This is a genomic window from Clostridium sp. KNHs205, assembly GCF_000702945.1.
GTDB lineage: Bacteria > Bacillota > Clostridia > Lachnospirales > Lachnospiraceae > Anaerocolumna.
Map to the genome: position 1 here is coordinate 4,116,624 of NZ_JNLE01000003.1, position 16,950 is coordinate 4,133,573.

The following is a 16,950-nucleotide window of genomic DNA, read 5'->3' on the forward strand; positions in this document are numbered from 1 at the left end:
TTACTTACCAATTAGATGATGAAAGTCTCTTATTGAAATAATCCATTACCTGGCTGCCAATATTATGATTATACTGAACCATTTTCTCCCTGCATATTTCCCCGGCATCCTGTTGAAATACAACCATTGCCTTTCTGACAGCAGCTTCCAGGCTTTCTGTATCCGCATTGGTAAAATACAGTTTCAGATGTTCTTGTAATTCTTGTGGAACACAATATTTTACCTTGCTCTCCCAGGCTCCCCAATCCAGGGTATCATACCTGCCTAACAGCAGGTCTACATGAGCATGAAATAAGACATCAATATTTTTAATAAGCTTGAATATGTCATTTCTCTTAAAATACTTAATTAACATTTCTGCATGAAACCAATAGGTGTCAATAGCTCTTACTATATCCGGTATATAGTTGTCCGTCCGGTACCCCTGCTCAAGAAAAGCTTTGGTTTCCCCTGTTCTGTCATAAATAATATTTTCAACCGTACAGCCCTTACAATGCTGTCTGCACATCCAGGCATCCGGATAATCAGCATTAATGATGAAAAAATCGAACTGATGCAGATTCTCCCCAACACGCATAACACTGCAATAATTCTTAAAATAATCATCATTAAAGCTTTCACCCCAGAAGATTAACAGTTCATCACACACTCTTTTCAGTATTTTCGGTATATCCTCTGAAAATCCTTTGAAGTCTTTGTCAGAAACCAGAAATACCGGGTCGTAATCCGAATACATATCCTGTTCTCCCCTGCTGATGGAGCCATAATGCCAGCCTCCCTTACAGCGGGAATCCTCCTTTAATATCGCAACTACTTTCTCAAATACTTCCACCAGATCCTGATGCATATTATAACCCCTGCCTTCCCCTTAATTAAATAAATACATAGTATTTATTTTATAAATATATAAAAACTTGCTTTGCTCAGTTAAAACTAACTTTCATACTATAATGAGATCACGAATTTAACTAATAACAAACCACTTAATAAAATCCCAGATAAAATGAAAAATAGTTGGAGCAATAATACTATTATACTTTGAATATAACCATTGAAGTAAAAAATGAAAAATAGTTAAACCAATCAAATAGTGCCTATTCATAATTATGTATTCTAACAAATTCATCTGTGTAAACATTAATTGAAATGGTATATGTTCAATAGAAAACATAAGACCAACTATGATAATAGATAATCCCTTATTCCTAAAATAACCATATAATCTTGTTCCAATATAACCCCTGATAATAATTTCTTCCATAAATGCCACAAAAACTAAAAAATAAATAGTTTTCATGGCTATTAGTCCAATATCCGTTTGGATTCCTGAACCAGAAACAACAGGAATAATTCCCTTTGAAGCAATAACTATTATAAATAACATAATGCCCATACATAAAGACTTTATAGCATAGGTCTTACCAAATCCTATTGTGGTAAATTCTTGCTTACGTATGAAACAAAGCAAAAATACAAGAGCAATCAAAATTAATGAAATAATCCCGGTAGCATAAAAAATAGATGTTTCTGTTATTCTAAATTTATTAACTAGATAACCAAAAACCGTTCCCATTAAACCAAATAAAAATAACATAACTACAAAAATACTGAATGCAAGCAGTGCATCTGTTCTTCCATATTTCATTGTTTGCTGTACATATTCTTCATTAGCACCTAATACCTTTGATTTTTTCATTCATCCACCCTATTCAACTATTTTTGTCAATTTATTGTGTTATCATTTATTTCTCCGTAATGGTATCACAGAGATTTTTGGACTTTCTCCAGAGTGTTTCTATTGCGTGAAGTAAATATACTTTTGTATTTCTTACTGCCAAGAACCTTTGCACCAAATTCAGAGGATAAGGTAGAACCTTTTGGTACTATCCAGACTGCTTCCGGCAGGGCATTTCCCTCCGAGGAATAGGTAAGGAATTGTTCCGGTAAACTTGGTGATATCTCCTTGAAAATATCTTTAAGTTCTTCCATATACTCTTTCTTATCACATAGCAGTATATAGTGATGGCATTCCTCCGGTGTGGGTATTTTACCGCAGGCTGTTACGATTTCTTCAATTTCCTTTTTATTTCTTATAAATACATTGGCTTCATAGTCAAAATACCTGCTTAATCCCTCTTCAAGCATATACTTTAATTCTTCCTGGTTTTTATTATGAGTATTGGTAAACAAGATGTTACCGGAAGCTTGTATTGTTTTAATATTATCAAAACCCATCTCAGAGAAAGAAGCAGCCAGCCTGTCCATCTTCATAGCAGTCCCTTTCACATTAACTCCTCTTAAAAAAGCGCAGTACCTGTTCTCCATATCTTCTCCTTCTTCTTTCCCTTATATTATTTTATTAAGCGAATAGCCTTCGCAGTATCAAAAGCTTCCGATAACTCTTAATCAACAGCAAGGTGGTATCCGGAATCCTTTAGTACCGTTAAGGCTCTGTCAAAATTCTCTTCTTTGGTTAAAATATAGTCGGTATTATAGGTTGATACAGCAAATATCCCAATATTATTTCCAGCTAGAAGACCAGATATCTGACTGAGGATGCCAACCAGTGAGAAGTCTAATACTCCCTCTATACGAAATCCCCTCCAGCCATCTTCCCGCTCCAAGGTGTCCGCCGGCGCATGGTCCGTTGTACAGACCAGTGATAATTCCTCATCAGTCTTTCCAATGAATAAGAATTCATCAGCGAAATGAATCAGCGATACGTCCAATACCTTACAAACAGTGAATTTCTGTTTTAACACTTTTATAATCATAACGCTCATCCTTTCAACACTTTTCTATATTTTAACAACTAAGTTCTCATAAAGCAACCACTAAACTCTCTCTATTACTCCTAACATATCAGGATCTATCTCTCTGGTCATAGTATAGGAATAGTTAGAGAAATACTTGTCCCAAAACCCTCTGGCAGTTTTGCAAGAGTTGCTGTAAAAGAAAATATTAATATATTCAATCTTTACAAAAAGGTTAGAAAGCCTTGGTAATCGCCTTCTAACCTGTCTGGGTTTAAATTATTTATCAGCTGAAATATTTTTCCGCAATCTTTTCTGCCGTCCGGGTTGCCATTGCTTGATTGGTCAATGTTGGATTAGGACCACCAAGACCGTTAAATAATACACTATTGTCTGCTATGTATAATCGATTAACCTGTTTTGCTTCGCAATTAGTATCTGTTACATATCCAAGTCTCATGGTACTAATAATATGAAGAAATACTCCAGGAGACCAGTTAGAACGAATTACTGTTCTTGCTCCGGCTTTTCTTAGGATGTCGGCTGCGATTTTTGCAAGGGTATTACGCTTCATTGTATCTCTTGCACTGGGTGAGTAATTGACGACAGGAATATAACCATTCTCATCCTTTAGAAAAGGATCCAGTGTTACACTGTTGCTCTGTCTGACTTCATCGTCTGTAAATATTAACAGACTCAATGTCCTATTATATTCTCTCATAAATGTTTTTAACTGTTCCCCAATAATATTTCCTTCATAATCCCACGGCACCTCTTCACTTCTAAGGTTCTGCCCCTGAAAACCTTGATTACTGCTGCCATATACCATAGAGGCATAAAGTCCGGGACTGGTGCCATATACCTCTATTACACCGTATCCGGGATAATCAAAACGGGCAGCAGCGTTCTGCCCAACAAAAGGTTTTATATCTGAGACACCAAGAATATTCATTAAGGTCTCTTCTTCGAAAATACCGGATACACTGTCAAACCAGTGGTTAAGTAGACCACGTCCAACCCAGGGATTCAGAGGAAGCTCGGAATTCATCCAAAGACGGGGTGTTTCAATACCACCGGCACTCATTACAACTACTTTTGCAGTAAGCTCTCCGGTTTCACCTGTCCAGGTGTCTCTGAACTTAACTCCCATAGCCTGTAATCCCTCTGGACCCTGTTCTGTAAGAATCCGCGTAACAAAGGTATTCGGACGGATTTCAACGTTTCCGGAACGCAATGCCCGAGGTACATAGCTAACCAGCGTAGTGCGTTTTGCAACACTGTCTACAGAAGGCCCTGTGGCACAGCCATTTACACAATGCCCTTTTAAAGTACAACCTACGCTTTGATTATTAACGAAATCAAATTCCGGATCATTTATTCTGGGGTTAGGGGATAAGATTGCATTGGGCTGGAGGCGATAACCCGGTTCTGATACATTCTGTACGGTAATAGGCTTGTATCCTGCATTTTTAAAACAGTAAAGAAATAATTCTTCTTTCGCGGTCATGGCACCGATACCAACCGGCAAGGCAGCCTCCACTTTCTCATAATAAGGAATTAATTCATCATAAGAGATGGGCCAGATATTATTTACTGATTGAGGGTAAGCCCTGGGGCAGTTGGCGTAGTAATGCAGAGTACTGCCTCCAATTCCTGCATTCTGCCAGATATAACCTCCCTGTATGATTTTACGAAACCATGGCGGCTTCTCTCGGTCGGCAGGCCCCCACCTGAATTTTCCGGTTACATAATCATTCATATCATCTTCCAGTAAAGTAAAATTCTTTCGCAGCAGCTCAATGCTTAAATCGTCATAGGAAGAACTGCTGACTGCTCCTCTGTCAGTATTAGGTTCAGGCCATTTACTGTTACCATACCAGGGGCCAGCATCCAGTGCCAGGACTTTTAATCCCTTCTCTCCCAGTTCTTTGGCAGCAACCCCTCCTCCTCCTCCGGAGCCAATAATTATAACATCTGCATCCATCCATGTATCTCCTTTATGTCTTTTTATTCAATCGCTATTTATTCAATATTAAAATAAATACTTTCTGAGGACCTTAATGCATGGTACCCATAGGAAGGTCCCGGGTAATCAATCTGCTCCCAGCTAACGGGACGGTATTGAAGTACCCTTTCCGAAGGCGGGTAAAGCCTGGTGCTGCCATATCCTGACCATTCTGAATAAAACCCCATCATAGGAAATCGAATCAGCATACTGTATATATCCATGAGCATATCCGCGCTATCTAATAGAATCGGAGGGATATTTTCAGGTGACTGGGCATATTCCCGAATAAATCCAAGAGCATCCAGGCGCAGTTCCTCAGGCGCTTCAAAGAAACGATACAACTGCTTGTATTCACTGTCTTCCTCAGTGCCTCTTAGATAAACTACCGTATCCAGTATGTCCACTGCAAAAGCTGCAAGCGGAAAATACTGATTCTGAAGAGTGAGTACCATATATTCATCAACATATTCATCTAAACCACCATAATATTGAATCATGCCAAACTCTCTGGCAAGCTCCGGTGAACGAGGTATAATGACATCAACCAATGCCTGCATTGTCATTATAACTACATCAAGGTTTTTATCCTCAATCATTTGATTCTGATCATAGAATGTCCAGTACAAAGCATCAAACTCCTAACAATACCTATATTGTTATTAGTATATTTTTTTATATTCTGATTATTACAATAAAATAATAAAGTCCACTGAACAGGCATCATCAGTGGACTTTATCAATCATAGTATAATCTTTTCTTCATTCTATCGGCTAATTTTCATAATCCTAATTTAGTGTCGTCAGAAATGATTGAACATTTAGATTCACTCCTGTCTGAGACTTCTATTTCATACTTCCATGTTGCCAGGACTGTATCTCTTTCTGGAGGCTAAGTCATAAGTCATATTGCAAATGGATCTTCCTCTTTATCTTCGTGCCAGGTATACTCTATCCTGTCAGCAATTTCTCTTGCAGCCTCAATGCCAAAGACATCCTGTATAAATCCAAGAGACATATCCATACCTGCAGAAACGCCGGAAGAAGTATAATATTTACCATCTACTACCCAACGGGCTCTTCCTGCCCAGTCTACTTCCGGATTGACTGTTACCACCCAGTCAAAGGCTCGTTTATTTGATGTAGCTCTTTTACCATTTAACCTTCCTGTTTTAGCCAGCAATGCTGACCCTGTACATACTGTCAGGCAGTATTCTGATCTGTCCGCCATTTCTTTTATTAGTTCTATGAATTCCGTATTGTCAACCAGGCTTCTGGTTCCCTGACCTCCAGGTAGAAAAAACACACCGGAATAGGTACTGATATCTACAGCTTTGGTAACGATTTCTGTTCCCTGTCTGCTCTTTATAAGACCTCCCTCCAGAGAGAGAAAATTCAATTCTACATCCTTCCCATGTCCGAGAATTTCTACGGGACCAAATACATCCAGCGTTTCAAAATCTTCAAATAAGATAATATTTATAATCATATGTATCTCCTACCTTTCACAAGCCAGCACACCTTGGGCTTAAGGCTTCAATTCTGTCTGGAATCATCTATTCATCTCGGCAACCTGTACTGTACTTTTTGCTGTCATCTCAACCCAGGCAGGCCGAAAACCACTCTTGATAGCATTTCGCACCGACCGTATGTTGCACCAGGCTGCGCAATAAAATGGTACCTTGCCACGTTCTAATACCTCCACTGCCAGACGGCTTGTCAGTGCTGCTGCTATCCCCTGCCTTCTGTATTCCGGCAATACATCAATTCCAATCTGCCACATAGTATCGCAATCTGCCGAACAGCCTGCCAGACCAATGATCTTATCACCTTCATAAGCCGCAACCCCTAACACATCCAGAGTTTTTCTGGCCTCACACAAAGCATTGCTCCATTCTTCTTTATACAGGTCTGTGAAATCCTCTCCCGTTAGAACCTTTAGCGGATACTTGCAGGGTAATGCCTTTAGGACCTTAAGATCCGGGAGAAAATACTCTGCCATATGACAGATTCTCATATCCCTTTTCTGGAGTTCATCGTTTAAGACATGCATATTGGGTGTTTCGAAACAGTGTTCCGTGGGATACTTTTCTATATATGCACTGACAACCTCCTCAATTTCTTTGTTTATAGAAGCAACAATGTTATTGCCATAAGATATTAAATTGCAATAAAGCGGCAGTTTTAAATACTTTCTGGCAGCTGTATTATTCTGTGAATAGACTATCTTATTCTCTTTTTGTGTAAAATCCTCCGGTGAGCAATTAGCATCAATCGCAGACTGCTCCATTGCTATTCTTATTATTTCCTGATTTGTCATAGGACTCTTATCCTTACCTTTCTATCGTACCGAACTTCCACTGTAGAGAGTACAGACAAGGATCTGCGGTCTGTTAAAGACCCTGAGAGGAATTATACTATTGCCCAGTCCTCTGCTTACAATTTCAGTTGTATTCTTTTTATTATATTTTCCGCTTGTATATTTAGGGAACAATCCCTGACCAGGTGCAATAAGTCCGCCTATAAAGGGCAGCCTGAACTGTCCCCCGTGGGCATGACCCGAAAAAACCAGGTCTATCCCATACTGCGCATAGGTGTCTATAAACTCTGGTCTATGTGCAAGAAGAACCGTATATCTGTCCGTTCTGCCTTCTTTAATTCCCTCCAGCTGCTCTTCAAGAATCAGCTTTTCTGAGAATCCATTATAATTTCCGGTTACCATTTCATATACAGGATCATTGATACCTGCCATACTAATTGCTGCTCCCTTATATTTAAGCTGGATTAACTTATTTTTAAGCAGTATCACGCCTGTTTGTATCAGCTGCTGCTCAAGCTCAGAATACTCCTCCGTCAATCCTTCATGGTTACCGGTTACATAATATACAGGTGCAAGCTTTACTGCTCCTCTGATAAAATCCATGGCTTTATCAATATTTGTCCGGCGGCTGTCAATTAAATCACCTGTAACTACAATAATGTCCGGTTCTGCCTTTTCTATGTTCCTTAACAGCACAGCCTGGTCTTTACCAAATTCCTTGTTATGCAGATCAGATATTTGAAGTATCTTAAACCCCTCAAAGGCTTCTGGTAACTTATTAGAAAAAATGCTTATATAGTCGGTTTTGATTGCATTGTCTCCCCAATAAAGCCCGAAACACAGGAGCAGGAGAAGTATTACCACTAGTGATAATCTATATTTACGGAATAATTTTCTGATTACCATTCTTCTGTTCCTTTCCCCTCAAGCTATTTCCTGTCACAATTTATCTTACAAGCACAACTGCTGCTATACTGCCACACGAATACTGCTGCCTATACTGCTCTTTTGTATGATTATCTGCCTGTCTATCCGCTCCTTTAATTCGCTGACATGGGATATAATGCCTACCAGACGGTCGCCCTGTGTTAATCCAGTCAGAGTTTGCAAAGCATGATCAAGGGATTCTCCATCCAGTGCACCAAAACCTTCATCAATAAACAGTGTATCTATCTCCACTCCTCCCGCATGACCTTGTATCACATCAGACAGCCCTAACGCCAAACTCAGGGAAGCCTTAAAGGCTTCTCCTCCGGAAAGAGATTTAACAGACCTGGTTCTGCCGGTATAATAATCCAGCACATTAATCTCAAGACCTGTCTGAGAACGCAGATCCAGAGGTTCTTCCCGGCGCAGCAGCTCATATCGTCCGTTGGTCATGATCTTAAGACGTTTGTTTGCTTCCTGTAATATCTGATGAAAGTAAGTAGCCTGAATATACTGCTCAAAGGCCAGCTTCTGCTTTCCTGCAAGTTCACCGTTGGCAGTCCTAGACAGAAGGGATAGCTGCAGATAATCCTTTTGAAGTGTTTCAGACCCGGTTATGGCTTTTTGCAGTGCATTCTCTGTATTTATATTACTGCCAAGTCTTGAGATGATGTCCTGTATGGCTGTTTCCTTCTCAGCTATTCTGGCTTCGATATCAGCTTTTCTTTCTTCCAGATGCGTCATATCAGTTATCTGCTTACCCTCTGTTTCCCGAAGCAGTCTTTCAATGTCTTTCTCCGTGTTCTTTAATCTATCCTGGTACTCTTCCACTTTGTTCCTTAACTCTTTTATCTGTACTTCTGTCATAAGATAAGACCTATAGTTCTCGAAATCTGCAAACTCACAGTCTGCCAGTTTCTCCATAAGTGCTTTCTCGGCTTGCCTTAAAGACTCTGTATCTTCTTTCAGTCTTATCTTCATTTCCTTTTCAAGTGTATGAAGGCCTTCTGTTTCCTTTTGGAGTAGATGATAGGATTCTTCTGCTTTTTTATAGGTTTCTTTTAATAGGAGAAGTTTTTCCGACCAGAGCAATAGCGCAGTTTCTGCTTTCTCTTTATCGGAATACTCCAGTGTTGACTTTAAGGCATTATATTCTCCGGTTTTTGAAGAAAGCACAGTAAGATTATTATTGTACAACTGGTTATTTGCTTTCAGGGTCTGCTCATTTTCTTCAAGAGTCTTTTCCGAACGTTGAAGCATGTCCTTACAGGTTGTTTTTCTTATAATCTTACTTTCAAGCTTCTGATATTCCGTATTTGTATTATTTAATTCTTGTCTTTGTTTATCAAGTGTATCAGTGATTCTAAGGTTGACTACACTGATATCGCCTTTGTTAAAGACTTCCGAAATATCCTCAAAGTACTTCTTTGCTTCGCTAAGGAACTGCTCTGTTGCAAGTCTGACTTCTGTCTGTTTAGCAGCAGCAGACTGACTCATTTCCTGCATTCTCTGCCTGGCTGCTTCACTCTTCTCACGAAATTCTTTCAATTCTTCTTCACTGGGGGCATCTTCTGCCGTTACCGCCTGTCTGGGATGTTTTAAGGAACCGCACACCGGGCAGGGAGTCCCTTCTACCAGGCCTCTTGCAAGGATTCCGGCTTGCTCACGAAAGAAGGCTCTTTCTTTTTCCGTAAAGAGCTCGTGTGCTGCCTCATATTCTGTGTCCGCTTTCCCAAATGCCTCCTGGAGGTTTAAAAACATCTGGTGCTGATTCGTGATGTTATCAAGGGATTTTTGAATAGTAAGAAGATTTTTCATTTCAGCTTCTATATTTTTTAAATTTTGCTCACATACTGCTAATCTGACCTCAATATCCTCCAGGGTTCTTAACTCCTCTGTCAATAAACTTATTTGTTCTTTAAGCTTTTGCTGTTTCTCTTCTATTAATTTATTGTCATTTATTATTTTATCATTTACAGAGGTTAAATCCTGTATCCCTTTGGTAAGGCTTTCTGCTATATCATATTGAGGAAGCAGTTTTTTCAGGTGGTCAATAGATGATACCAGCTCTTCCCTTTCAGCTTCTTTCCCTGTCTCAACCTTATATACTTCTTCTGCAGAAGTCAGAGCATTGTTTTTAGCTGCCAGTTCTTTCTCCAGATTTGATATATTTTCTGTGAGCTTTTTTACAGCATCTTTTTCCTTTTGGTAATTGATTTCATAGGGATAAATCGTATAAAGAGCTTTTTCAGCCTGTTGGAGCTTTAACTTTCTTTCTTTATGAAATGGTAACTCTTTCTGTAATTCTTCTTTTTTTACTCTTGTTCCTTCCAGTTCCTTAAAAAGCTGATTGCTGTAAGATGCTTCTGTGATAACTTTAATCTGTTCCGCCTGCTGGCTTTGCAGTTCTTTGGCCTCTAACTGCAAAGAAGCAAGTTCTTCTCTTTCTCTTATAATAAGTGCTTCCAGTTCACCCCTGATCTCTGCTGCATTATGTATGGAGGCCTTTTCTTTCAGAGCAGAAAGAATTGTTCCCTCTTCCTTTTCGGGCAAAATGATTCCGCTGATATACTGCAGGATGCTCTGTTCTATACTGCTGCATTTATTTCTTGCTTCCCTCTCCCTGTCTTTTAGTGAACGCTGCAGTGATTGATATAATTCAGTATTAAATACCCGTCTGAAGATTTCTCCCCTCTCCTTACTGTCTGCCAGGAGTAACTGCAGAAATTCTCCCTGGGCAATCATTGCAATCTGTTTATACTGTCTATAATTTATACCGAGCAAATCTGAGACCTTACCTGTAACTTCTTTATACCCCGTTACCACATTGCCTCCCGGCAATGTCAATACAGCATCAGCAAACTCTGTGGTAATTCCTTCACCGTTTTTCTTCGGTCTTTCATACCTGGGGTTTCTCTGGATGGAATACTCTTTACCTTTATGCAGAAAGTCAAGTGACACATAAGTTTTTACAGCAGGCTGTGCAAAATCACTTCGCATGGTATCAACCGTTCGTATGGAACCACTTGCCTCGCCAAAGAGTGCAAAAGCAATGGCATCAAAAATGGTAGTTTTACCTGCTCCCGTATCTCCGGTTATCAGAAAAATACCCTGACTTCCAAGTCGTGTAAGGTCAAGTTCCACTTTATCTGCATAAGGACCAAAGGCACTCATTTCTATTTTTAATGGTTTCATGTCTGACTCCTGTCTGTGTGTTAGGATACTTGTATAATAAAAAAGCTTGAATACAGCTGGTTGGCATCGAGCTCCCTGTTCCACTATGAGGGAGAAAGGACGACACAATATTAATTTATAACTTCGCCCATAATATCTGCTATTATTTCCTTTTGCTCAAAGGAAAGCTCTGTATTATTCTGTATTTGATAAAATTCATCAAATAATTCAATCGGATTTTTCCTTGTTCCTTCTAAAGAAGCTGCCGTAAAACTATGTACAGCCTGTCCGCTTCTGCTGTTTTCAAAATCCAGAAGCATCAAGTTGGGATACACCTGACGTAACTGACCGATGGCATCGTATATTTCTTCTTCATCTGTCAGGGTAACATGCATATAATCCTCCGCTCCTTCTGTAGCTTCTTTTCCGATAAGAAGAAGTTCCTTCATTGGTCCTTTAATTTCACGAAGGTCATGGAGAGGATAAAGTGGTTTAGCTTGAATGTTAATGTCACCCTTCGCTCCACATTCCAGTAAATACACGGATTTTACATATCGAGCTTCCGAGAAGGAATATTTTAGGGGCGATCCGGCATAACGTATGGTATCTCTCCCCACTTTCTGTGCCCGGTGCAGATGTCCCAGTGCAACATAATCAAATTTATCAAAGGCGGATATATCCACCTGGTCTACACCACCTACTGATATATTTTCCGAATCACTGCGTTCCGGTTCCTGTAATCCGTTAATCACAAACTGATGTGCAAGCAGAATATTTCTCTCTTCTGCAACCAGCGGATAATCTGATAAAACCAGCTTAACCGCCTCTTCATAAGATTCCGGTGCTGTTTCGTGGTAAGGCCTGATCATTGCCGGTTTGATAAAGGGAAGCATATATATGTTCAGGGGCCCATGTTCATCTGTCAAGGCAACTCTTCCCGGTTTCCCATCATAAACACCTGTTATATATAGATTATTCTTCTCCATTATACGGCTTCCAAAGCCGATTCTTTCAGGAGAATCATGGTTTCCGCTTATCATAAAGACTGCTTGTCCGGCTTTATTAAGTTCCGTTAAAAAACTATCCAAAAGTTCAACAGCTTCAGCTGAGGGCATGCTTTTATCATATATATCACCTGCTATCAGCACTCCGTCGGTATTTTCTTCCAAGACTATCTTTATTATCTGTTCCAATATGTATCTTTGATCTTCTAACATACTAAATTCGTTTACTCGTTTTCCGATATGCAAATCGGCTAAATGGAGCAATTTCACATACTTCACTCCTTACTCTTATGGTTTACTTCCAGCACGAATACTATAGTCCGGAAAAGTTTGTATATTATATTATAAACGCATAAGTTGTTCATTACAAGAAGCAGATTCTTACAAAGTAAGGGACTAATCCTCAATTATCTGGTACTCATTACCAGTGACAAGGATTGCCTGATTATCCTTCAGACAGATATGGGGCAGCGGCAGGTCTTTTCTCTGGCTGCTGTCAGCTGCGCAATGTACACTTAAATAAGCCTGAATAAGACACAGACCTTCTGTTTCCTCTTCTTTTGAATGTGCAATATTAGGTGTTGCAATCAGACTTCCTGCGCTGACCCCTACAAACAGCTTATTGCGATAAGCCAGTTTCTTTACTATAGAGAAGAATCCGCTGCTCTTTAAAACTTTCAGCAGGTGTCTGGTATTACCCCCTGTAAAATAGATTACATCATAGGACATTGCTTCTTTGGTAGTAATCTCATATTCTAAATTATAGGTCTGAATATTTTCCGGTAATATTCCTATATGCAGCAGTTCCCGGTAACACCAGTCTGCCATTTTAAGTTCTTCCTCCTCAATAGCTGCTGCCGGTATGAAAAGTACTTTTGCTTCTTCTACAGCCTTTTCTAACAGTCTCAGAAAACAGTTAGTAATATTCGGCTTTCCTTCCCCTTTCATATCCTCAAAACCGGCAGAGGTCAGTAAAATCTTCTGATAAATTTTCTTTCCTTCTTCCATAACCCGGCTGCGGCAGACTTTCACCCTTTCTCCTCCCGGATTGTCTCCATGTTCTTTATCCAGGTAAGAATACCGGTATAAATTACTGCAGGGAATGATTTCGCACTCCCCGCAATGAGTATGGCCTTTCCCCTGACAACACCGGGCTATGTGACATTCTCCGTGAAAAGGATTTCCCATGGTTTCAATACACCCTCCGCATCCGTGGGACTCCTTCCATTGGCAACCGTTACAATGTAGTCCGCATCTTGAATCAATCATATTCCTCTCCTGTCTGCATGCTTTTAGCACGCAAAAAAATTAACAAAAACACTGCTTTTATCTTCCTTCGCATCATAACAAAAAGAACAGGACATCCTAATGTCCTGTTCCAGAATAATTATGAAATATTTTAAGAGCAGTTGCTTTTAATTCTTCTGCCAGTACTAATGGTTCCAATACCTTAACTTTATCTCCGAATCCAAGGAGCCATTTTAAAATATAATCTTTGTTGGTATATCCTACTTCAAACAGCAGCTTTCCCTCCGCTGTTTCGGTATAACAATACAGGCCATAATCGTCGATTAACTGGTACCTGACAGAGGAATCAAAGAGAGCTTTGAGAATATTATTATCTGTAAAGACAGCGTTCAGATTCCTCTTATCCTCCGGTATCTCCCGCTGAACATAAGTCTCCGGCAGTATTTTTAGTTCCCACAACCTTGCCAGTTTAAAAAGTCTCCAGTCTTCTCTGGCAGTACAATATCCAAACACATACCAGGCAGACCAGTGAAATATGACATAGTACGGCTGAATACGACGATGGCTTAGTCCCTTTTCATAATAATAATCAAATTCTATCAGCTGATGGTTTATTACCGCTTCCTTCACCATTTTTATCTTTGGACTCAGAGAGCCTCTGTAATGGGAGGCAAGGTCTATAACAATTGGTTCTTGCAGCGAAAACACCGCATCCTTAGAGACAGAAAACTTATCCAGCGTCCTTTCTATCTGTGAAGTATCGGTTACCGTTCCAATGCCCTTTAAGGCAGCAATGATTCCAGATAATTCATCTGTAGTGAGTATGCTCTTATCCAGCTTATAACCCTCTGCAATGGAAATACCGCCACCTTCCCCCTGCCTTGTGACAATGGGTATTCCCGCCTGACAAAGAGCATCTACATCTCTACCTATGGTCCGGCGGGACACCTCGAATCTTGCCGCCAGATATGGCGCGTTTACACGTTCATTCTGCAAAAGTATCGTTAGTATTCCAAGCAATCGGTCAATCTTCATATCCCCTCAGTCGCACTCCTTAAACCAACAGTTTTTATCTGTTTTTTATTATACCACAAAACAAAATGGATGTCCTGCAGGATCTATCAGAACTGCCCATTGGTCAGACCATTGATCTTTGGCTAAGACCGCACCACAGGAAATTGCGTGTTGTACTGCACTCTCCAGATAATCCTTTCCGCCTACCGTAAAATCCATATGTACCATCTGCTGTTGTTTACCCGGTTCTTCCGGCCAAACAGGAGGGACATAATCTTCGTTACTCTGGAATGCTATTTCCGCACCACCTTTTCCAGACCGTATAACACTGAATACCCCTTCCTGCGAAAATGCCTTTTCCCATCCCAGCAATCGAATGTAGAAATCCTCCAAGCCTTCCATATCATTGGTATCCAATACGATAGTAGACAGCTGGATGTTTGGTATATTTGTTTTCTTTTCCATGAATGACCTCCTTCTGAATATAAATTCTATATTCATTATAACACATGATACCGGACACCATATTGTCATATTTAAATACTGATTGCCTGAATCAAATATTTTACATATAATAAAACTGCAGAACTTCAGTAACCTACAGAATAAGAAAGAGGAACTTATGAAAACCGACAGACTGATTGCCATAACCACATATCTGTTAAATCGTGAAATTGTAAGTGCAGCAACACTGGCTGAGCGCTTTGAGGTGTCAAAACGCACGATCCAGCGAGACATAGAGATACTTAACCAAGCAGGCATACCGATAATTTCCACCTACGGTATAAACGGAGGATATGAAATAACAGACGGCTTCAGGCTGGTAAAGCAGCTTGCGGCTCAGGAGGACTTCTTAAATATAATTACTGCACTGGAAGGATATACTACTGCTTTTAAAGATAACAGTGTCCGCACAACTCTGGAGAAATCTCTTTCTCTGCTGCCGGACAGAAAGCAGCATATCTTTCTCAATTTATCATCCTCCAGGGAAGGCTTACATACAGATGAGTATTTATACTCCTTTGACAGAGCAATTACTGATAAGGTTCCGCTAACTATCCGCTATATTGATTCGAGCCAGACGGAATCAGAGCGAATAGTTGAACCCCTGGCGCTTACCTTTCAGTGGTATTCCTGGTATTTGTTTGCTTATTGCAGGACAAAAGAAGATTACCGGTTATTTAAATTAACAAGAATAGTACATCTGGCAGCCGTTCCCGGTTCCTTTACCGTAAAGCATACTGAGGTATCAAAGCTTCTAAAAGATAAACTGGAATCAGATAAAAGAGTCTATCATACTGTTCGTCTGCTATGCAGGAAAGAAATCGTTATACAGGTACTGGAATACTTTAGCAACGGTGAGATTACAGAACTGGATAATGGAGATATCATATTAAAGCTTCATGTGCCCTTTGAACGTATGTGGTTTTCTCTCCTATTGGGTTTTGGCAACAAGGTACAGGTACTGGAACCGGAAGAAATAAAAATGGAACTGATAAAGAAAGCCAATGAGATTATAGAACTTTATAAATAGCGACATACAGTTGTCGCTATTCCTATGTTATCCTTCGATACATAATGAAATTCTATCAATTGTACGAAAGGTATGGCCTGCCCTTTTATTATGCTATAACACTCTACTCCCTCTTATCCTCACGGATTGACCACTATTTTTAAATCCATAAACAGATAAAGAATCACGATAAGAATTGTAAAAGCTATCGCAGTACTTAATATTCCTTTAAACAGCGATCTTAGCATTCCCTTTTTCCATTTCTTTGATAACTGAATTACAGACTTAGCATCATCCCACTGGCTTTCTTCATTATTAATGGGTAGTACCGTATCCATAGCTAACAGTTCGCTGGTGCAGCTTTCGCACTCCGTTAGATGTTCTTCTACTAACCCCCTGCTTTCCATGCTGCAGACGCCGTCATGGTACAATGGCAGCAAATCTCTTATTATTTCACAAGATATTTTCATTTTATCGCCTCCTGTAATTGCTTTTTCGCTCTGTAGAAGATCAGCCTTGCCCAACTGTCCGTCTTTCCGAAGAGTTCTCCGATCTGAGCAAAGGACAATTCTCCAAAAACACGCAAGGTAAAGACCTCTTTCTGTGGTTCACTGAGATTATGCAGTAACACGTGCAGCTGCTTGGCTGCTTCTTTATCCAGATATGCTGCTTCTATATCCAATTCAGCCTCATAAGCTTCTTCGGTTAAGTCATGGGTATAACGCTTCTGCTTCTGAGACAGGGTAAAATAAGTATTTTTCGCAATCTGACATAACCAAACAGATAATTTACAGCTGCCGTTAAACTTCTCGATATTCCTCATTGCCTTAAAAAATGTCTCCTGTGTAACTTCTTCTGCAATTGCTTCGTTTCTGCTTATAGACAGTACATATTTGTATACATCAGAAAAGTATACTCTATATATTTCTCCGAAGTCTGTCACTTTCTCACCTCCTGTACATAAGACTCTGTATCTGTAAAAGTGTTTCAAT

17 protein-coding genes are annotated in these 16,950 nt (G+C 39.8%); 1 reads left to right on the forward strand and 16 read right to left on the reverse strand.

All coding sequences use genetic code 11. From position 1 onward, the window contains the following. Positions 1-4: 4 nt before the first annotated feature. From BR73_RS0117020 to BR73_RS0117085, 14 genes are all read right to left on the reverse strand, one after another. Positions 5-847 carry an aminoglycoside 6-adenylyltransferase gene (locus BR73_RS0117020; protein ID WP_033166517.1) on the reverse strand — a complete coding sequence of 281 codons (843 nt, stop codon included), beginning with the start codon at positions 845-847 and terminating at the stop codon, positions 5-7. A 117-nt stretch (positions 848-964) separates the two neighbouring features. After that, entirely contained in the window at positions 965-1,696 is a 732-nt protein-coding gene (locus tag BR73_RS0117025; protein WP_033166518.1) for a CPBP family intramembrane glutamic endopeptidase, read from the reverse strand. Positions 1,697-1,761: 65 nt separating this feature from the next. Continuing rightward, the gene (locus tag BR73_RS0117030; protein ID WP_033166519.1) at positions 1,762-2,325 is read right to left on the reverse strand and encodes a DUF1697 domain-containing protein; all 564 of its coding nucleotides are present in this window, start codon (positions 2,323-2,325) and stop codon (positions 1,762-1,764) included. A 77-nt stretch (positions 2,326-2,402) separates the two neighbouring features. Further along, positions 2,403-2,774, reverse strand: coding sequence for an ACT domain-containing protein (locus BR73_RS0117035; protein ID WP_033166520.1), 372 nt, complete (start codon positions 2,772-2,774; stop codon positions 2,403-2,405). A gap of 265 nt (positions 2,775-3,039) precedes the next feature. Beyond that, complete coding sequence (locus tag BR73_RS0117040; RefSeq protein ID WP_033166521.1) at positions 3,040-4,737, reverse strand: GMC family oxidoreductase N-terminal domain-containing protein; 1,698 nt, start codon at positions 4,735-4,737, stop codon at positions 3,040-3,042. 38 nt (positions 4,738-4,775) lie between these two features. Next, positions 4,776-5,387, reverse strand: a complete 612-nt coding sequence (locus BR73_RS0117045) for a hypothetical protein (RefSeq protein ID WP_033166522.1) — start codon at positions 5,385-5,387, stop codon at positions 4,776-4,778. Positions 5,388-5,662: 275 nt separating this feature from the next. Beyond that, a complete protein-coding gene (locus BR73_RS0117050; RefSeq protein WP_197032701.1) occupies positions 5,663-6,253 on the reverse strand; it encodes a DJ-1/PfpI family protein in 591 nt (196 codons plus the stop codon). Between the two features lie 57 nt (positions 6,254-6,310). Next, the gene (locus BR73_RS0117055; RefSeq protein ID WP_033166524.1) at positions 6,311-7,078 is read right to left on the reverse strand and encodes a GNAT family N-acetyltransferase; all 768 of its coding nucleotides are present in this window, start codon (positions 7,076-7,078) and stop codon (positions 6,311-6,313) included. A 21-nt stretch (positions 7,079-7,099) separates the two neighbouring features. After that, the gene (locus BR73_RS0117060; RefSeq protein WP_033166525.1) at positions 7,100-7,984 is read right to left on the reverse strand and encodes a metallophosphoesterase; all 885 of its coding nucleotides are present in this window, start codon (positions 7,982-7,984) and stop codon (positions 7,100-7,102) included. A 63-nt stretch (positions 7,985-8,047) separates the two neighbouring features. Next, entirely contained in the window at positions 8,048-11,200 is a 3,153-nt protein-coding gene (locus BR73_RS0117065; protein WP_033166526.1) for an AAA family ATPase, read from the reverse strand. Between the two features lie 110 nt (positions 11,201-11,310). Further along, entirely contained in the window at positions 11,311-12,453 is a 1,143-nt protein-coding gene (locus BR73_RS0117070; protein WP_033166527.1) for an exonuclease SbcCD subunit D, read from the reverse strand. 126 nt (positions 12,454-12,579) lie between these two features. After that, the gene (locus tag BR73_RS0117075) at positions 12,580-13,452 is read right to left on the reverse strand and encodes a Type 1 glutamine amidotransferase-like domain-containing protein (RefSeq protein WP_033166528.1); all 873 of its coding nucleotides are present in this window, start codon (positions 13,450-13,452) and stop codon (positions 12,580-12,582) included. Positions 13,453-13,548: 96 nt separating this feature from the next. Further along, a complete protein-coding gene (locus tag BR73_RS0117080) occupies positions 13,549-14,466 on the reverse strand; it encodes a YafY family protein (protein WP_033166529.1) in 918 nt (305 codons plus the stop codon). Between the two features lie 48 nt (positions 14,467-14,514). Next, positions 14,515-14,910 (reverse strand): VOC family protein, encoded by a 396-nt coding sequence (locus BR73_RS0117085; RefSeq protein WP_033166530.1) that lies wholly within the window; start codon positions 14,908-14,910, stop codon positions 14,515-14,517. Positions 14,911-15,067: 157 nt separating this feature from the next. Here BR73_RS0117085 and BR73_RS27545 point away from each other — a divergent pair, with 157 nt between their 5' ends. Beyond that, on the forward strand, positions 15,068-15,979 hold the full coding sequence (locus tag BR73_RS27545; RefSeq protein ID WP_051685272.1) for a YafY family protein: 912 nt from the start codon (positions 15,068-15,070) through the stop codon (positions 15,977-15,979). 119 nt (positions 15,980-16,098) lie between these two features. On the opposite strand, the gene BR73_RS0117095 is transcribed toward BR73_RS27545, so the two are convergent. After that, on the reverse strand, positions 16,099-16,428 hold the full coding sequence (locus BR73_RS0117095; protein ID WP_033166531.1) for a zf-HC2 domain-containing protein: 330 nt from the start codon (positions 16,426-16,428) through the stop codon (positions 16,099-16,101). Then, the gene (locus BR73_RS0117100; protein ID WP_033166532.1) at positions 16,425-16,901 is read right to left on the reverse strand and encodes a sigma-70 family RNA polymerase sigma factor; all 477 of its coding nucleotides are present in this window, start codon (positions 16,899-16,901) and stop codon (positions 16,425-16,427) included. Before BR73_RS0117100 ends, BR73_RS0117095 begins: the two co-directional genes overlap by 4 nt. Positions 16,902-16,950: the final 49 nt, after the last annotated feature.

Coding starts and splice junctions, on each gene's coding strand:
- BR73_RS0117075 (WP_033166528.1), bottom strand. CDS start 13,452: ATGATTGATTCAAGATGCGGACTACATTGTAACGGTTGCCAATGGAAG.
- BR73_RS0117025 (WP_033166518.1), bottom strand. CDS start 1,696: ATGAAAAAATCAAAGGTATTAGGTGCTAATGAAGAATATGTACAGCAA.
- BR73_RS0117095 (WP_033166531.1), bottom strand. CDS start 16,428: ATGAAAATATCTTGTGAAATAATAAGAGATTTGCTGCCATTGTACCAT.
- BR73_RS0117065 (WP_033166526.1), bottom strand. CDS start 11,200: ATGAAACCATTAAAAATAGAAATGAGTGCCTTTGGTCCTTATGCAGAT.
- BR73_RS0117030 (WP_033166519.1), bottom strand. CDS start 2,325: ATGGAGAACAGGTACTGCGCTTTTTTAAGAGGAGTTAATGTGAAAGGG.
- BR73_RS0117060 (WP_033166525.1), bottom strand. CDS start 7,984: ATGGTAATCAGAAAATTATTCCGTAAATATAGATTATCACTAGTGGTA.
- BR73_RS0117080 (WP_033166529.1), bottom strand. CDS start 14,466: ATGAAGATTGACCGATTGCTTGGAATACTAACGATACTTTTGCAGAAT.
- BR73_RS0117055 (WP_033166524.1), bottom strand. CDS start 7,078: ATGACAAATCAGGAAATAATAAGAATAGCAATGGAGCAGTCTGCGATT.
- BR73_RS27545 (WP_051685272.1), top strand. CDS start 15,068: ATGAAAACCGACAGACTGATTGCCATAACCACATATCTGTTAAATCGT.
- BR73_RS0117020 (WP_033166517.1), bottom strand. CDS start 847: ATGCATCAGGATCTGGTGGAAGTATTTGAGAAAGTAGTTGCGATATTA.
- BR73_RS0117040 (WP_033166521.1), bottom strand. CDS start 4,737: ATGGATGCAGATGTTATAATTATTGGCTCCGGAGGAGGAGGAGGGGTT.
- BR73_RS0117085 (WP_033166530.1), bottom strand. CDS start 14,910: ATGGAAAAGAAAACAAATATACCAAACATCCAGCTGTCTACTATCGTA.
- BR73_RS0117035 (WP_033166520.1), bottom strand. CDS start 2,774: ATGATTATAAAAGTGTTAAAACAGAAATTCACTGTTTGTAAGGTATTG.